This is a genomic window from Citreimonas salinaria (assembly GCF_900107235.1).
Classification (GTDB): domain Bacteria; phylum Pseudomonadota; class Alphaproteobacteria; order Rhodobacterales; family Rhodobacteraceae; genus Citreimonas; species Citreimonas salinaria.
Map to the genome: position 1 here is coordinate 71,933 of NZ_FNPF01000013.1, position 16,055 is coordinate 87,987.

16 protein-coding genes are annotated in these 16,055 nt (G+C 60.7%); 15 read left to right on the forward strand and 1 reads right to left on the reverse strand.

Annotated elements, in window-relative coordinates; translation table 11 throughout:
- Positions 1–289 precede the first annotated feature (289 nt).
- From BLW27_RS14890 to BLW27_RS14905, 4 genes are all read left to right on the forward strand, one after another.
- Positions 290–685: a hypothetical protein gene (locus BLW27_RS14890; RefSeq protein WP_089884338.1), complete on the forward strand. Its 396-nt coding sequence runs from the start codon at positions 290–292 to the stop codon at positions 683–685.
- Positions 682–951 carry a hypothetical protein gene (locus BLW27_RS14895; RefSeq protein ID WP_143042284.1) on the forward strand — a complete coding sequence of 90 codons (270 nt, stop codon included), beginning with the start codon at positions 682–684 and terminating at the stop codon, positions 949–951. The genes BLW27_RS14890 and BLW27_RS14895 overlap by 4 nt, the downstream gene beginning before the upstream one ends.
- Positions 932–1,660, forward strand: a complete 729-nt coding sequence (locus tag BLW27_RS14900; RefSeq protein ID WP_089884341.1) for a hypothetical protein — start codon at positions 932–934, stop codon at positions 1,658–1,660. The genes BLW27_RS14895 and BLW27_RS14900 overlap by 20 nt, the downstream gene beginning before the upstream one ends.
- A gap of 194 nt (positions 1,661–1,854) precedes the next feature.
- Positions 1,855–2,202 carry a hypothetical protein gene (locus BLW27_RS14905; RefSeq protein WP_089884343.1) on the forward strand — a complete coding sequence of 116 codons (348 nt, stop codon included), beginning with the start codon at positions 1,855–1,857 and terminating at the stop codon, positions 2,200–2,202.
- Between the two features lie 91 nt (positions 2,203–2,293).
- Here BLW27_RS14905 and BLW27_RS14910 read toward each other — a convergent pair whose 3' ends face one another.
- On the reverse strand, positions 2,294–2,620 hold the full coding sequence (locus BLW27_RS14910; RefSeq protein ID WP_089884345.1) for a hypothetical protein: 327 nt from the start codon (positions 2,618–2,620) through the stop codon (positions 2,294–2,296).
- A gap of 818 nt (positions 2,621–3,438) precedes the next feature.
- Between BLW27_RS14910 and BLW27_RS14915 the strand changes: the two genes are divergently transcribed.
- The 11 genes from BLW27_RS14915 (at position 3,439) to BLW27_RS21255 (ending at position 16,025) form a co-directional block, all read left to right on the forward strand.
- Complete coding sequence (locus tag BLW27_RS14915) at positions 3,439–3,945, forward strand: hypothetical protein (protein WP_089884347.1); 507 nt, start codon at positions 3,439–3,441, stop codon at positions 3,943–3,945.
- Positions 3,945–4,412, forward strand: a complete 468-nt coding sequence (locus BLW27_RS20800) for a hypothetical protein (RefSeq protein WP_143042285.1) — start codon at positions 3,945–3,947, stop codon at positions 4,410–4,412. The genes BLW27_RS14915 and BLW27_RS20800 overlap by 1 nt, the downstream gene beginning before the upstream one ends.
- A complete protein-coding gene (locus BLW27_RS14925; protein WP_089884351.1) occupies positions 4,409–4,639 on the forward strand; it encodes a hypothetical protein in 231 nt (76 codons plus the stop codon). Before BLW27_RS20800 ends, BLW27_RS14925 begins: the two co-directional genes overlap by 4 nt.
- A 2-nt stretch (positions 4,640–4,641) precedes the next feature.
- A complete protein-coding gene (locus tag BLW27_RS20805; RefSeq protein WP_143042286.1) occupies positions 4,642–4,854 on the forward strand; it encodes a hypothetical protein in 213 nt (70 codons plus the stop codon).
- A 180-nt stretch (positions 4,855–5,034) separates the two neighbouring features.
- Positions 5,035–5,370: a hypothetical protein gene (locus BLW27_RS14930; protein ID WP_143042287.1), complete on the forward strand. Its 336-nt coding sequence runs from the start codon at positions 5,035–5,037 to the stop codon at positions 5,368–5,370.
- Between the two features lie 155 nt (positions 5,371–5,525).
- On the forward strand, positions 5,526–5,699 hold the full coding sequence (locus BLW27_RS21250) for a hypothetical protein (protein WP_177177927.1): 174 nt from the start codon (positions 5,526–5,528) through the stop codon (positions 5,697–5,699).
- A gap of 175 nt (positions 5,700–5,874) precedes the next feature.
- Positions 5,875–9,216 carry a hypothetical protein gene (locus BLW27_RS14935; protein ID WP_089884355.1) on the forward strand — a complete coding sequence of 1,114 codons (3,342 nt, stop codon included), beginning with the start codon at positions 5,875–5,877 and terminating at the stop codon, positions 9,214–9,216.
- A gap of 568 nt (positions 9,217–9,784) precedes the next feature.
- A complete protein-coding gene (locus BLW27_RS14940; RefSeq protein ID WP_089884357.1) occupies positions 9,785–11,197 on the forward strand; it encodes a CHC2 zinc finger domain-containing protein in 1,413 nt (470 codons plus the stop codon).
- Positions 11,198–11,463: 266 nt separating this feature from the next.
- A complete protein-coding gene (locus BLW27_RS14945; RefSeq protein ID WP_089884359.1) occupies positions 11,464–12,159 on the forward strand; it encodes a recombinase family protein in 696 nt (231 codons plus the stop codon).
- Between the two features lie 578 nt (positions 12,160–12,737).
- Complete coding sequence (locus BLW27_RS14950) at positions 12,738–15,863, forward strand: hypothetical protein (RefSeq protein WP_143042288.1); 3,126 nt, start codon at positions 12,738–12,740, stop codon at positions 15,861–15,863.
- A 12-nt stretch (positions 15,864–15,875) separates the two neighbouring features.
- Complete coding sequence (locus BLW27_RS21255) at positions 15,876–16,025, forward strand: hypothetical protein (RefSeq protein ID WP_177177928.1); 150 nt, start codon at positions 15,876–15,878, stop codon at positions 16,023–16,025.
- The last annotated feature ends 30 nt before the right edge of the window (positions 16,026–16,055 follow it).

Below are 16,055 nucleotides of genomic sequence, written 5' to 3' on the forward strand. Positions count from 1 at the left end.
GTTCCGCGATTTGCCTGGCAACGAGGGCGGCCGTCCGGGGATGGCGGTTGCCGTGCCATTGGTGGCAAGCGCCGAAGGACGTTGTGATTCCGGCCCGAAACGTGCCCCGGCGGCGCGCAGATGCCGACGGGCAAATCGTCTGCCCGACGGGTGCAGCGGGGCCGATGCGCGGGGGCCGGACCTGCCGGGCCGTGCGGAGCGGCCATCGAATTGCCCGACTTGAGACATGAAGCGACCACGTTCCCGCACGCATTTTCGTCCGGTGTGTAATTAAACGGGAGTCTATGTCATGCTGCGTCGTCACTTCCTCAGGGGCTTTCTGGTGCTGCAAGGTGCCGCGGTAAGCGTCGCGCTTGTTCCGGGATCGGCCCGCGCCAGCACGGCGTCCGCGGCCTCTGAGGCCTCGGCGGCGTCCGAACCCTCGGCGGCCTCGGAACCCAGCGCTGCTTCCGAGCCTTCGGCCGCGTCGAGCCCATCCGCCCCTTCCACCCCGTCCCAGCCTTCGGGTGTCTCGGGACCCTCGTCGCCGAGCGGGGCCGAGGCCACGCTCGAGGGTGAGGCGGCCGTGGACGATACGAGCCAGCAACAGGTCGTGACGCAGGTCGAGGACGCGCTGCGGAGCGACGGGCTCGAACCCGTATCGGCCGGGAACCTGGATCAGGTGCTGAAGGATTTCCAGGGATGAGGGCTGCGGCTTTGGGCCTGGTCGCGGCCGCGATCCTGAGCGGTTGCGCCACGGCACCCACTGCGCCACAGGTCAGCCCCGCGCTGGTCAGCGCCTTGGATTCGCGGCCTGACGGCTACCAGGCCGCCACGTCGGCCGGCCAGCGTTTCACGATCGAATCGACGGCCGTGTCGGACAACCGGCTGTGTCGTGTCGTCTCGTTCGAGCAGCCGGGGAAGTTCCACGTGGACACCTATTGCAAGTCCCGTGGCGGAACCTGGCGATAGCGCACTGGCGACGGGCGCCGAAGCTCTGGAGAGCTTCGCGCTCGAAGCATGCGAGCTTGGCGTGTCGCTCTCGTTCCGCGCGCCCTCGGCCGTGCGGAAACTGCTGGGCTGCGTACTCTCGGGCTGGGCAGACGCGCCGATACCGGACGCGGATCCGACGATCCGCGTCTCGGCCGGGCCGCGCTTCGCGCTCGGCTCGGCACACTACGTGCCGGCGCGGGATTATTCCGACCCGGTCGCGCTGCTGAACGAGCTGCTGATCGCGATGGCCCACGGCGTGAAAGCACAGCGGCCGGACCTGGTTCTGCTGCATGGCGCGGCCTTCGAGGACCCGGCCGGCGCGCAGGTCGTGTTCGGCGAGAAGAAGGCCGGCAAGTCCGTCATGACCGCCGACCGTGCGGCGCGCGGCGCGCTGATCTACGCGGACGATATCCTGCTCTGGTCCCCGAAGGCGATGACCTTCGCGGGGCTGGGCATGTCGCCACGCCTGCGGCGTCCGGTGGCCGAGACGATCCTTGAACGCCTGGGCCGGCGCAGTTTCATCGCCGGGCAGCATACCTGCTATCTCGCGGCGGGGGCGCTGCGGCTTGCGCCTGCCGGCCGAAGCTTCGCGGCCGACCGCGTGTTCGACCTCAGGCCGCGCGACGGGATGCGCCCCGTGCGGTTCTACAACGTCAGGACGAGGATCGCGCAGCACAGGATCTGCTGACGCTTCATTGCGTACGACGCATTCCGCCCCTGCCGGAGAAGTGAAAGCGACACGAAAACGCGTGGCCGAGAGTGTGTCGTGAGGGGGGCGGGCGCCTGCAGCGGCCAATGTGGCAAGCTGTTCGCCGCGCACGGCGAGGGCAGCGTCCGACTTCCCGCCTTGCGCCCGTCCGTCTGCGGCAGCAAAAACCGCGGATGAATCGCTTTCAATGGCTGGCCGTCTCGGCTGCTGCGCTCGTCTCGCTTCTTCTCGGAGTCGGCGCATTTCTACCCGGCGAGGTTATCGGCAGCTTTGTGCCCGGCACCGGGCAACGTCTGCACGCTGCCGGGTTCGGTATGATCAGCTTCCTGATCGTCCTCGCATTCCCCGAGCGCTGGCTCCTCTTCGGCGCCGTGGCGCTGGCGGCCGGTGGGCTAGTGGAATTCCTTCAGCCCCTGGCCGGTCGCGGGACGCAGTGGGCCGATTTCGGTGCCAACGCCGCCGGCCTTGCCGCGGGTGTCTCGGCCGCCCTTCTTGTCAGGAGGGCGACCAGGGGCAGGTGAGGCGGGCGCGCTGGCAGCCCGCGGCGCAGCCTTTCCCTTTCCCAAACCGAGCGAATGGCCGTTGCGCGGGAAGGCGACGGCTGCTGCGCACTCACTCCAGGATGTAGCTTTCACCGCTGATCCGGCAGACGTCGACCTCGTACTCCTCGAAGAACTCTCCGTCCGAAAACTCGTAGCGCAGGTCCCACATGCAGCCGGACGTTTCGGTGTCCAAGGTTACCTCCATGGTCTCCCGATGGGCGATCCTCTCGCCGAGAATGTTCGGCCCCCAATCGTCGTCTTCCGAGGGAGCCGCGAAGACGGCGGTGATCGTGTAGCCGGTGTTGTTGTCCAGCGTGAAGGTGTCTTGGGCCAGAGCGGACGTAGAAAGGCAGACGGCAGAGAAACAGGAAATCAGCACCAGGCGCGTCATCGTCATAGGTTCCTTCAAGACCATGCGGAAATCGATCGCGAAGCATTGGTGCGGGCGGTGCTTCAAGTCAATCCAGAGCCGAGGCACTGGTGGAAACGGTATTCCGAGGCGGTATCCGGTGCGGCAGCAGGCGCCAAAGCAGCCATCGGAACGGAGGACCTGCGGCAGTGGCATGCGCAGCCCTGCGGGGGCAGGGCGCCGCGCCAAGGGGCAAGACCGGGGAACAGCCGCGAACCATCGCCGGAAATCGCATGCTGCGGCCAAGCCGTTCGAAAGAGGAACATCCGGGCAAGTGGTGCTGCTGGAGAGAATTGAAAAATCCAGATTCGCCGCGATCCATGAAGCAAGTCACTGAGATAAAACGATAATCACTGACGTGTGTTAGCGCGGAATGTCACGGCAGCTAACACAAAAACTAACACAGGATTCGGAAGTGATTGGCGCCTGAAGTGCACCGCTTCGCGTCGGGCGCCGGGCGTGTCGAGCTGTGCCGCCCTGCACCATGTCGCCGCGCTGTCAGGCCGCTGTGCCGCGCCCGCACTTGTCGGCAAACTTCCGCCTATGCTGGCCTGCCAACGCCGCTGAACTGCCGATCTAAAGCCCGGCAGGACAGGATTACTGACCATTTTGGAGCATGTCCCGCCACACGAATCGCCGGGGGTGCGTCGTGACCCGTTTTTCGCTCATGCTATTGTTTTCAGGTAGTTTGTGTTAGGTATAAGCAAGCCCACCCCAACACAAATGGACCGAATTGTCCGATTCGTTGACATTTTTGGCCCACTGTTGTAGTGTTTTGTCAACCACTAAAATGATTGGCAGGACACATGATCATCACGAGGAAAGACTACTCACGGGCCGTGGGCGTCTGCATTGAGACGGCGGCGCGACGACTGAAGGCAGTGCCGTCGCAATGTGGCGACCGGCGCGCCTGCGTCTACGAACTACGCGCGGCGCTGCCGACGCTCTGGCCAAAGGAAGTTGAAGCTGGTGCCGTGGAAAGGCTGGTGGCGGCTGCAGCGCCGCCAGAGGATCGACTCTATGTTGGTCCTGACGCGCTGGAAGGCGCGCGGAGCTTCATCCAGTGGCTACCGGCGCAGGAAATGCGCGACCGGCTGGCGGAAATTCAATCCGACTTTATCTCTGGAATCGCGGCAAGTCCCGTATGCGGTGGGCCGGTAATCCGCGACCTCGAAAACCTCAGGACCCTGATCGCGATTCAGCCGGATTCTATGAAGTACATTTTGGTTGGCGGGCAGGTACCGACCCTCGACCGATTGGCGCCCGCCTTTGCAATCATCAACGCAAAATTTCAAATGGAGCTAGTAGCTTAATGTCTGACTTTCAAGATATCAAAAATTCTGATCCGCAAGTCGCGGAACGCATGACCGCCGCCACAGAAAAGCTAATTGAGCTAGCCAAATCGGCGCTAAATGTAGAACTGGACGCGATGGATATCGAGGCATGCCCTGAAGCCCGCATTCACGCGGTGAGTGGCGTCGATATCGACCTCGACCGCGCCCTAGAAGAGATGAAGGCGCTAGATCGGACGAAAGGCCTACTGGCGGAACAACAGCGCGCCGCCGCGATACGCGCAGGTGATAACGATGAGTTGGCCGCGCTGGCACGCCTCCCCCGGCACGAGCGCATGGCTACGGCTAGACGTCTGGGGGTGGACGATCTCAATAAGAAGCTTGATCCGACCAGCGTCTCTGACCGCAATCTGCTTCTTAAACAGTGTCTTAGCCTCAGCCCGCAACAGCGCATCAATTTTGCGCGTCGTCATGGGCTCATGCCATGACCTTCGAGGAGATCAAAGAGAAAGTCCGCGACGAATTCAAGGGCGTATGGTTCGGCCGTTTCGAAAGATTGGAAAATGGATACGAATTCAAACCGACCGGAGACGTCATAACATCTGAGCAAATGACCGAGATAATGAAGAGCGGCAGTCAGGGGCCGAAACTTTCACCGGAGGAGCGGAAACGGAACCGCCTTCGCGGTATCGCAGACTCCGCGACGGAGGTGTAAAGATGGGCACCAGCCTAATAGACTTCGAATGGGGCGGCGTGCCGCTGGATAAGGCGGCACGCAAGCGGAAGAAAGAACGCGACACTCGAACTTATCGTGGCCTTCTGGTGCGCCGATCATGGACCGCCGAAATGATCGCGGCAGAGAAAGAACGGCTTGAACGCGAAATTCGAGAATTCCTAACGCGGCAAACGGGCGGGGCACAGCATGCATGATCCGATGAAATACGTTCGAGCGATCACCCGAATGAATCGGCGAGCCGCCCTTTGGAAAGCAGCGGCTGCGGCCTGCGATGACGACGCTTGCTTTAGAGCGAACACCCATTCAATCCAGCGCGCGATTTCGGACCAACTAGAACGCGAAGGCCTCGGGCCTGATGCGCAGGAAAAGGCAGCGTGACGATGCAAAACTTTCTAAATGGGCGACTGCCCCGACACGATCCGGACGCGGCGCTAATCGAAGAGCTATCGGCGATCATCAAGACGGCGATCACCCAGCGAGATCGCTGGCGCGGTATTGGGCTATGGATACCGTTTCGATGGGCTGTGGACGTGATGGACGATGACCCCGACCTTGCGCGCCGCGTGCTAACCGCCGCTGGTTTCACGCCTCGGAGTGATGGCAAGTGGACGTGGTCGAAGGTGGACGGCTGGGGCCTGCATAAGGTTGCCGATGTGGCGGCGTTGCGCGCTGTTTTCGAGGACGCGCTGGACTTCCACCGGCCTCTGTAAATCAGCTTGAAGCTGTATTTTCCAAGCCCGGCTGAGCGGTGAAGCGAAACATGAATTTCAGCTTCAAGCCGAAAAAGTACTGTAAAAATAAGTAGTTGACTCGTTTCGCGTCGCCTCCTAGTGATAGCTTCATCAACCGGGAGGAGTTAGGAACCATGAATATAATCGAACTGGACCAATCCGACGCGGTCGCTGGATGCCTGATCCAGAAGACGGCCCGCCTACACGAACTCGCGCTTTTGCCGCGCAGTGCAGACGTCAAGACGGCGTTCGCGCTTCTGGTGGGGGAGATCGCGGCGCTTGCTGGTGAACCGGTGGCGCGCACCTGACCGCGTCAGCGGTCATAAGAATAGCTCTTCCGCTAAGGCGGGCGGGTCAAATCCTCGGAGTCTTCTTTGTCTTCCTCCAAGGCGGACCACTGGTCCGGAGGGCAGTAGCCCCCACGCAAACATCGATGAATGGAGAAGGAAATGGAATAAACAAACTGTTTGGAGATATACAAAAATGGCAACTGAGAAACTGACCGAGAACGCATTTACGCGGGCGGGCGAAAACGTCCACGATCTGAAAGAATGCGAAGTCATTCCGCTGGACGAATACCGCGAGAAAATTCGGGCGCACGTCCCAAAGACGTCCCTGAACGACGCCGAGATTATCGGCACCGAGTCCGATGGGTTCGAAGAATTCCTGAATCGCAAGGCCACGTTCCTTCTGGGCGAGATGTGGGGCGCGCGTGACCGGCGCAACACGCAAGATGGCCAATGGAGCCCGACCGAACTGACGTGGGGGCAGTGGATCGCTGGCCAGCCCGGCAACCGGAAGAAGCCCGCATGGGGCTTCTCGCGTCACCCTATAGGCAGGTACAAAGCCGGGTCCTGCATCGTCCTAGGGTCTTCTGTAGAGGGCGCCCGGAAGGCCAAAGCCATGGACACGATGTTCGCCATGGGCCTCGACGTCGACTCCGGCGCGTCTTTGGGCGAGACCTTGGAGAAGCTGCAGGAACTGGGCGTCTTCTGCCTCGTCTACAGCAGCTATAATCATGGTAAGCGCGGCATCGAACTGAAGCGCGATGATGTACTTCGCAAGCTGCAGATCGCCCGCGATCCAACGGACGAAGAGGTGCGGCAGTACCTGCGCGCCCACGACAAGAACCGGTATGAAGACTCGTTCGTTGATGCGGTGACCATCGCAGATCAGAAACACCAGACCGCTGGGGGCGTAAAGATCGTACTCGACACGCCGCCGCTGGACAAATTCCGTCTGATCTTCCCACTGGCGGAGCCTGTCAAACTTATCGATCTGGGAGACACGCAGGACGGGGCGCTGGCGGTCTGGGAAGACAAGGTCACAGGGCTCGCGCGGAACGTGCTGGGCGTGCACTTCGACACGTCGTGCACCGATCCGTCGCGCCTGTTCTACACCGCCCGCCACCCCAAGGGCGCCGAATGGTACGCCGCCATCGTGCAGGGTGCGCCGCTGTCGTTCGACGGTATCAAGCCGATGCGGAAGTCGGCGTACACCGGGAACCGTGACTTGAACGCCTTCACCATGGCAGGCGGTCAGGGCGACGAACGTCCGCAGTGCGTCACCCCTTCCGGGAAGTCGCTCAACGACTGGCACAGCGACGGCGGCAAGAACCGCTTCATGCTGGCGGACCTTATGGAGACCCTGTGCCCTGACAAGATCAGGCACTCAGGCGGCGAGGCCTCTGGACACGTCCACACGGAATGCCCGTTCGAGCACGAGCACGGTTCGGAGGGCGGTACCGCCACCATGGCGATCAACTGCCTCGACAGTCAGAATGAGTACTGGACGTGGTTCTGTCACCATGACGCGTGCCAAGGAAGGCACAAGCTGCAGTTCCTCGAAGAGGCCCTGCGGGCGGGGTGGTTCGAGGAACGCGCGCTGTATGACGTGGATCAAGGATTCATGTTGGAAGTGGCGGACGGTGAAACCGATCCTTTCGCGCCACTGCCCGGCGCCATCGGCGACGAGACGAAGACACCGGAAGAGCGGGCCCAAGCTTTCGACACGACCCACAGCCAAGCCGATATCGAGAAGTTCATAAAGGCGCTGTTCCGCGAAGGCGTCGACCTGACTACACAGGCCAACGTCACCGCGATCTTGGCCAAGGTGACGAACCTCGGTAAGCGCGAGCTTAAGAAGTTCTGGAAGGAACTGGAGGACGAGAAGAGGAAGGCGGAGCGCGCCAAGAAGCGCGATGATCAGCCCACAGGCATTTTCATCACCGAACCGGCGCCCGTCCTGACGCAGTATGCGTTGAACTGCATCAAGACCGCCAACGACGCCGCCCCCTTCCTCTTCGAATACATAGAAAAACCGACCATCGTCCGTAGAGGGCGCCTGATGACGCTGGACCCAGACGGTAAGCGCCACCAGCTAGGCAAGGTCGCCACGTTTCTGAGGCCGACGGGCGACGAACTGCAGCACATCTACCCGCCGTGGGACGTGGTGAACGACGTGTTTGCGTCGGACCTGAAGGACTTCACGCTGCCCCTGCGCGGCGTGGTGGATACCCCGTTCTTCGCAGCGGACGGGGCGCTTGTGACGTCAAACGGGTATCACGCCGGATCGCAGATTTTTCTGGACAGTGAGTTGGTGCTGGCGGGCGTTAGCGCGCACCCGACGAGGGAAGAGGCACAGGACGCGGCGCGCTTCATCGTGGAAGAATGCTTGGCGGACTTCCCGCTGGGCGGGCTGTCTCGACAAGAGATTATGGACCAGACCTTCACGGAAAGCGGCGTCCCCGCCGTCGCGAACACCTTGGCGTTCATCCTGCTACCCTTCGCGCGAACCATGATCCATGGCCCGACGCCGGGGCACGTCATCAACAAGCCCGCGCCGGGTACCGGTGCCGGTTTTCTGGTGGACGTCTGCACCACGATCAGCAGCGGTGCGCCTGCGCCTGCCCTTGCCATGCCGAAGAACGCCGACGAACTGGCCAAGACGCTGGGTGCGGTGTTGATGGACGGCGAAGCAGTGATCTTCTTCGACAACATCAATCACGAGATGGACTCGCCAGACCTCGCGTCGGCGATGACTTCGCCACACACAGGGTTCAAACTCCGAATCCTCGGGAAGACTCAGACGGCGCTTGTTCGGGTGCTGACGTCTTGGGCTTTCGCAGCGAATACGTTGACCATGAGCCCGGAGCTTCTGCGACGCTGTATCCTGATCGATCTGGACCGCAAGGCCGTTGATCCTGAGAAGTACGTGCCAGAAGGCGGCTGGCGTCATAGGGACGTGCGCGAATGGACGCGGAACAGCCGGGCCAAGCTGGTGCACGCGTGTCTTACCATCATCCAGCGGTGGGTCGCGGAAGGCATGACGCGCAGCGAGGACACGCTTGCGAGCTTCGAGAACTGGGCGGGCATTATGGGCGGCATCCTTGCTGCGTCCGGGGTCGGCGGCTTCATGGGCAATCAGTCGGCGCTTACCGACCTGTCGGACGGTCGCGATGATGAGCTAGCCCACGTGGTGCAGGCGGTTGCCCAAGCCATGCACGGCATCGATGGCGCGCGGCTCTTCATCGGCTCCAAAACTGACGAGGAAACGGCGAAAGGACGGTTCGGCCTTTTCGACCTTCTGCACGCGATGGACGAGACGCCCCGGCTTGACCAGTGGGGCTATCGGGAGACGTTCACAGGCGACGGTGTCGAAGTCGAGTACCACAACACGCGCAAGGCCGGGGTGCGGTTCAAGGCGGCGGCGAAACGGACCTATCGTGTAACGCTAGGTGGTGTGGCGTACAGCGCCCGGTTCGAGCAAGAACACGATGGCCACGCGAACGCGAAGTGTTATCGGCTGGACCTGACGCCCCAGTGAGGGGATGCGGGAGTAACTCCCGCACTCCCGCATCAACTCCCGCAACTCCCGCAAAAAATTATCGTTTCTTATCAGCGCCTTATTAGCGATGTGCGGGAGTGCGGGAGTTGCGGGAGTTTTTCGGCCTCACGGCCCCTAAAGAAATAATATTTTCGCGTCGCTCATTAGGGGTCCGAAAAAATATTATTTCCAATCATCCTCAGGATACTCCCGCAACTCCCGCACTCCCGCATATTTGCCGGAAGTCCCTGTAAAATAAGGGTAAATTTGATGCGGGAGTTGGCGTTCAACTCCCGCATAACTCCCGCAACTCCCGCATAACTCCCGCACACCCGCTGACGCGGGCACTCGCCGCGACCGAGATACACCGGTCCGCCGCGCCGACAGGGTCGCATGTTGGTCGGGCGCCCACCCCGCCAGATCACCGCACCAACGCGCCACTAGATCACGGCGCGAGACGACTACAGCGATACGGCACCGCCTGCGTCAGCAGGTACGTCCGCCCGTCTGTTGCGATGCCGCACTCGGTCCTGCATGAATCGACGGGAGACGATTAGCGGGTGTCGAGATGGGCGAAGAGTACAAAGGCGTGCTCCTGCAGAGCCGCTACGATCTTAAGAGCGACATAGTGAGGATGCGCGAGATGGTCGATTGGTTGGGCGACCTATCGGAGAACGTCGAAAGCATCATTTGCGATTCCAAGCTCGGACACTGCTACGGCATCGTCATCAAGCCGGATCATTGGCATGAGGGTTTGCCAGCCGCCATTCGCACGGCGGGCATAGCCATCGGAGGCCACAACGGGATACTAGTGGAAGCCAACCGGGGACGCGGTTTCAATATCGATCCGGATTGGGGCGAGACGCTAGAGGTAGCAGCAGAGGCGCGCATAGCGCCACGAGAGGACCGAATGATTTTCTCACCAGTATTGTTGGATAGGATCAGAGAAAAAGTTGCCCTGTCCGACTTGGCTTCCCGTTGGGTGACGTGGGACACGCGTAAGAGCAATTTTGCTCGCGGCGATTACTGGGCCCCGTGCCCGTTCCACAAGGAGGCATCTGCAAGTTTCCACATCGACGACCCAAAGGGTTACTATTACTGTTTTGGCTGTCAAGCCAAAGGAGATGTTTTTAAGTTCTTGTGTGATATGAGGGGGATTGATTTTAGTCAATCAGTAAAGCAACTGGCATTCATTGCCGGTCTTGATGATGAAATAACCCTATACGGTGCAAACCAGCAAGATGTTCCGGCTACACCGCAACCCGACCCCCTGAACCTTATTCAAATTAAAGATATCATGGTCGATAAATTCGATCAGGAGAACTTTTTGGAAATCGGCGTTGTCACAGGCTGGACGAACCACATTCGCCGTCACCCACGCCTCTTGCGGAGTCTTAGTTGGGGTGACCCAGATTACCCCGGAAACGTGTTGGACCTAATCACCGCAATGGACGAAGCCCAAGACGGATCAATCGACAAGCTGAAATCCTACATCGACTCTAAGTTTTCATCCGAATATCGCGCCGCCACGCAGACCACCGCGTTCTCCGCCGCAAAGAAAAACCTAGGCTACCAGTTCGAACACCCCCGAAACGATATCATCGGAGTCATGATGCCGTTCGGGGGATTTGCTCCAGTCTATGAAGCAATCAAGTCCGCGTGCGAAACAACGCAGCTTCCCGCGAAGCGTGCCGACGAGGTTTGGAACCATTCGGTATTGATCAACGACATTCTAGAGCTAATCAACCATTCCGCCGTAGTGATCTGTGATCTGACAGGGCGAAACGAAAACGTATTCTATGAGCTTGGCATCGCTCATGCGTGGGGTAAGCCGGTCATTCCAATAACGCAGAACAAGGACGATGTACCATTCGACCTTCGTCATCATCGCTACCTTCACTACCACAATAACAGTGAAGGGCGGCAAACCCTTCAGGATGACCTAGCGCGGAAGCTACAATCCCTCGTCGGGAAGCGGTAGGTTTAGGCGAAACAGCCCCCACAGCCGCCATTGAAATCGACAAGAGCAACCCGCCCGCCCGCGCCACTGCAAATTCCCGTTATGCAAACAGTGCATACCGATATGCGCTCAAAGCATACCTCTTGCTGCGGCGCTGACGCGCCCACGAATCACTAAATCACTGATTCGAATCAATTTTCTGGCATAAAAGGCCTGCGTTCGCCCGCTGAACGTGTTATGACTCTCAGGTAACATAACAGAATCGCCGTTAAGTGACTGGAAGTGATATGAAACAGCAGGCTATCGCATATCTCCGCACATCGTCCGCCACCAACACAGGCGCGGACAAGACGTCTGGCGCGCGTCAGCGCGAGGCAATCGAGCGCTGCGCTGACGCGCACGGCTTCGAGATCGTGGCGGAGTACTATGACGAGGCGGTCAGCGGCGCCGAACTGATTGAGAACCGCCCCGGCTTCAAGGCGCTGCTAGAGCGCATCGCCAGCAATGGCGTCCGGACCATTATCATTGAAGACCCCAGCCGCTTCGCGCGCACCATGCACGCCTCGATTTTCGGGGAAGTCCTACTGAAAAGCCTTGATGTACAGGTGATTTGCGCCAACGGCGAACCGCTTTTCGAAGATGAAGATGACATGCGCCGCGCCATGTCGCAGATCGGCATGGTATTCTCAGAGCTTGAAAAGCGGAAGCTGGTTAGCCGCTTGAAGAAGGGTCGCGATCTGCGTTCCGAGGCGCTGGGACGTCGAGTCGAAGGTGGATCGCGACAGTACTCAGAGGACGCGCTGACGCGCGCCAAGGCGCTTTACCGTGCCGACCGGAAGGGCAATCGCCGCACCCTGCGCGAGATCTCTACAGCGCTTGCGGACGAGGGATACACGGCACCATCCGGCAAGCCATATCAGGCAAACAGCGTCCGCCAGATGCTTATCAAGGCTGGGACGTACAAGCCCGCCAAGGGCCGCTGACGCGGCACCGGACCACCCCCATTCACGCCCACACAGCAGCCCCTCAGGCGCCGCTACAGAGCCTCTCCGGAACGCCTAACCGGCGGGTTTGGCGGGCTCGAATGACAACAACTCGATTGTGTCGGTCGAATTGGTTTGGCCCGCGTCAGCGGGCGGGACGAAAAGTCCGATAAGCCATTAATTTTAAGGGACCCAAGGCGGGGGTATGCCCCTGCCGCAAACGGGCGGCAGGTACTAAATCGATAGGTTGCAGCAACGTTACTTAATTTTCATGCAACCCCTTGCGACTTTGCGCAACTTTCCGGCTCCAAACTGCAATTAGGGGACCCAGCGCCAGAATCGGGGCCCATCTTTGAATCGCTAACGCCGCTATGTGATTCAAAAATTGAGAGGCGAGAGGTTACACAAAAATACGCCCGAATTTTGTGACCCTTTTTGTCCCCCCGCTAGGTGGAACCTACTGACCTGTGCTATAATGCGGGCATCTCCACAGTTCGTACAAACTGGGGCGAGGTGAAAAAGGGTTTGTTGCCATTCCATTTTTCATCTCGCCCGCTTTTCAAGAAATGGCAACAAGAATGAATGAGACAACTCTAGCCCTAAAAATTGACGCAGCGCAGGCTAAACGCGGCAGTCGGGAATTTGTCGCTGCGATCAATGCGGTTAAATCTGCCGTCGCATCCCTCGAAAGAGACACGGACGGGGCATTTCAGAAGTTGAAGGCCGCACCCCGCGTAAGAGTAGACGGCATTAAAGCCGCATCGCAGGAATCCCGCACCTTGGGCAATCAAGTTGATCGCACCGCCGATCAGCTTCGCCGTATGGCTCTTTCGAGCGCCGCCGCGATGCGCACCAGCCAAAACGAAGTACACCGCCTGACAGAGCGTTTCGCCAATCTGGGCGATACCGACTCCATTGCGCGCCTGAACCGGGAACTTCACCAACTCAAATCGAACCTGACGCAAGCTCAGTCCGGACTCGACGTACGCACCGCGCGGTCCAATTTCGCGGACACCTCTTCCTCCATGCGGCGCCTTGCCAACGACCTAGAGGCGCAGGAAAGAGCCCACCAGCGCGCGGCTAGATCAGCAGACGTTCACGCGGATCGCCTCGACGCCCTGCGAACCAAGTACAACCCGCTTTATTCAGCGTCCAAGACCTACGAGTCTGCGCTGGAAGAGATCGCCCTTGCCGAACGCGAGGGGGCAATCTCCGCCAACATGGCGGCGCAGGCACGCGATCAGGCGGCGCAACGGTTGATGGCCGCGTCAACGGCGGCGGACCGCTACACCAGCGCCATGGCGCGCAGCGGCGCTGCCACGCAACAGGGTGTAATGGTTGGCCACCAGCTATCCGACGTCCTGATTACCGCGCAGATGGGCTTTCAAAGCGTCGGGACCATAATGTTGCAGCAAGGTTCGCAAATCGCGTCTCAGCTTCAAGGGCTCAGAGCGACAGGCGGCAGCGTCTTTGGCACTCTGCTGGCGGGAGTGACAAGCCTCATTAACCCGCTCACGCTCCTATCGCTGGCCGCAGTCGGTGTAGGTGCAGCCGTGGCGAAGTGGTTCTTTTCCGCAGGCGAAGAAAGCAAGACGTTCTCGACGGCGATAGGCGACGTGAACGCGAAAATTACTGAACTACGCAGCGCAAGCGAAACGCTAGCCAACCGGAATTTGCGTGAGCTTCGTTCCGAATATGGGATGCTTGGAAGCGCCCTCGACGCCCATTTGGAGCGGCTTCGGAAGGTGGCGGCGCTTGAAGCTGCCATGGCTAACGCCGATGTGGTGACGAGTATCCGCGATGCCCTGACCTCGGACGGCAACTTGTTCACGGGCGACGTTGACGCGGTCCGCCGTGCCTTCGACACGACAAATGACAGAGCCCGAACGCTTCTTGGCCTTATGGAAGACGTCCGGAACTCCCGTACGTTTGAAGATCAGGCCCAAGCCGTTACCCGCCTGCGCGAGGCCGTCGAGTCCACCACTGGCGGGCTGGACAATGCGGAGGGCAGTGCGCGCGGGGTTCTTACGCAGCTTGTCCGGGCAGAAGATGCTAGCTTGAAGCTTCTTGCGGCTCAGAACGGCACAACAACGGCGACGAACAACGCGGCGTCAGCCGCTTCAAGTCTCTCCTATGAGATTGGCACCGCTGCAGACGCCGCCGCGCAGCTTCTGGCGAACCTGAACAGCGTTCCGGCCGCGATCAACGCCCTGCAGGGCAGCGTTGCCGACCAACTGGCCAGTATCGAGGCCAGCAACAGAAGCCTAGAGATTCAGCTATCTGAAGGCTTGTCCGCCGCCGCAGCAAACCGCCGGGTGCAACTGGAAGCTATGGTAGCGGCAGGCGCCAACGGCGAACGAATTTCGTTCGATCAGGTAGCAAAAGCCAGCCGCGAGATCGCGGCGCTAGAGGCGGCAGAGCAACGCCGCCAGAGGCTGCAGGATCAGCTTCGCGAGGCAAGCCGTACAGAGACCGGCAAGGGCGGGGGCGGCGGTGCCGCGAAAATCGCCGAAGAGGTGAAGGCGCGCGAACAACTGAACACGTCTCTGCAGTCCACCTTGAACGGCCTGAAGGCGGAGGCAATCGCCCTGCGTCTGGTCAACTCTGAACAGTTCGCCACCACAGAGGGCGCGCAGGCCATGGCACGCGCCATCGTCGAGTCCGGCGGGGCAGTGGACGCGCAGACGGCGGCGATGATCCAACAAATTGACGCAGCGGCGGCTCTTCGCGACCAGATGCGCGAGTCCGTTGAGCAAGCCGGGTCCTTCGTAGAGGCGATGCAGGGCGCAGCCGAGTCCGTGTCGGGCAATCTCGAAACCGCGCTGTCCGACCTCTTCGCGAACGGCACCACTGACCTTCAGAAGCTCGGGGAGGCCATTAGGAAGACCTTCGCAGATGCGGCGGCGGGCTGGGTCATGGACCGTGTCAATCTGGACGGGCTCCTTGGCGGCGACAAGGCCGGCCTTCAGAACGGCGGCGCGCAGGCGGGCAGCACGATTGCAACTAGCATGGTAGGCGCCGGGCAGCGAGTCGCGGCCCAGATCAACGCGGCGATGCTGCAGGGCGGGCGCGGTCTCCAAATGGCCCACATGCAGGGCGGCGCCCAAGCCGCCAACGCGGCCCGCATGGCTGGCGCGGCGAACGCCAACACCCTGCGCCTAGCCACGACCACCAGCGGACAGCAGCACGCCCAGACGGTCGGACAAACCATCGTGGCCAGCGGTCAGCGCCACGCGCAGGCGGTAGGCGCGGCGGCAGGCGGCACCACGAGCGGCGGTGGCAACATCCTAGGTACGGTCCTTTCAGTGGGCTCTATGCTGGCGGGCGGCTTCTCCGAAGGGGGCTACAGCGACCGCAAGGCGCCCAGCATGCACGCCATGCCGATCAGCGCCTTTGCCAACGCGCCCCACTACGCTGAAGGCACGCCCAATACGTCCGGTATCCCGGCTGTCCTGCATCCCAACGAGGCCGTTGTGCCCCTGTCGCGGGGCCGGAAAATCCCGGTCGAGATGGGCGGCGGCGGCGCGTCGATCCAGCACGCCGGGCACACCTTCAATATCGACGTCACGGTCGATGGCGGCGACGAGGGCGGGCAGGATCAGGCCCTTCGCATCGCCCAGACCATCCAAGCGCAACTTGAGAACATGATGGACGAAAAAATCTATGAACAGAGCCGCTATGGCGGGCTCTTGAACCCGCGATAGGAGGCGGAGACCATGGCTTATCAATCACCACCACCACCGCACCCAACCGGGCTGTATTGGGAGAAAGTCGAGCGCATCCGCCACCAGCGCGGACTCGATGATCGGGGTTTTCCGATCAAGCGCAACCCAGAAGAAGACACTAAACAAGATGAACCCGGCTGACGCCGGGTTTGTCGTTTCAGCAGATAGGGC

What these genes read in the sequence shown, in the direction of transcription:
- BLW27_RS14890 (WP_089884338.1), top strand. Translation starts at nt 290, where the DNA reads ATGCTGCGTCGTCACTTCCTCAGGGGCTTTCTGGTGCTGCAAGGTGCC.
- BLW27_RS14895 (WP_143042284.1), top strand. Translation starts at nt 682, where the DNA reads ATGAGGGCTGCGGCTTTGGGCCTGGTCGCGGCCGCGATCCTGAGCGGT.
- BLW27_RS14905 (WP_089884343.1), top strand. Translation starts at nt 1,855, where the DNA reads ATGAATCGCTTTCAATGGCTGGCCGTCTCGGCTGCTGCGCTCGTCTCG.
- BLW27_RS14910 (WP_089884345.1), bottom strand. Translation starts at nt 2,620, where the DNA reads ATGACGATGACGCGCCTGGTGCTGATTTCCTGTTTCTCTGCCGTCTGC.
- BLW27_RS14915 (WP_089884347.1), top strand. Translation starts at nt 3,439, where the DNA reads ATGATCATCACGAGGAAAGACTACTCACGGGCCGTGGGCGTCTGCATT.
- BLW27_RS20800 (WP_143042285.1), top strand. Translation starts at nt 3,945, where the DNA reads ATGTCTGACTTTCAAGATATCAAAAATTCTGATCCGCAAGTCGCGGAA.
- BLW27_RS14925 (WP_089884351.1), top strand. Translation starts at nt 4,409, where the DNA reads ATGACCTTCGAGGAGATCAAAGAGAAAGTCCGCGACGAATTCAAGGGC.
- BLW27_RS20805 (WP_143042286.1), top strand. Translation starts at nt 4,642, where the DNA reads ATGGGCACCAGCCTAATAGACTTCGAATGGGGCGGCGTGCCGCTGGAT.
- BLW27_RS21250 (WP_177177927.1), top strand. Translation starts at nt 5,526, where the DNA reads ATGAATATAATCGAACTGGACCAATCCGACGCGGTCGCTGGATGCCTG.
- BLW27_RS14935 (WP_089884355.1), top strand. Translation starts at nt 5,875, where the DNA reads ATGGCAACTGAGAAACTGACCGAGAACGCATTTACGCGGGCGGGCGAA.
- BLW27_RS14940 (WP_089884357.1), top strand. Translation starts at nt 9,785, where the DNA reads ATGGGCGAAGAGTACAAAGGCGTGCTCCTGCAGAGCCGCTACGATCTT.
- BLW27_RS14945 (WP_089884359.1), top strand. Translation starts at nt 11,464, where the DNA reads ATGAAACAGCAGGCTATCGCATATCTCCGCACATCGTCCGCCACCAAC.
- BLW27_RS14950 (WP_143042288.1), top strand. Translation starts at nt 12,738, where the DNA reads ATGAATGAGACAACTCTAGCCCTAAAAATTGACGCAGCGCAGGCTAAA.
- BLW27_RS21255 (WP_177177928.1), top strand. Translation starts at nt 15,876, where the DNA reads ATGGCTTATCAATCACCACCACCACCGCACCCAACCGGGCTGTATTGG.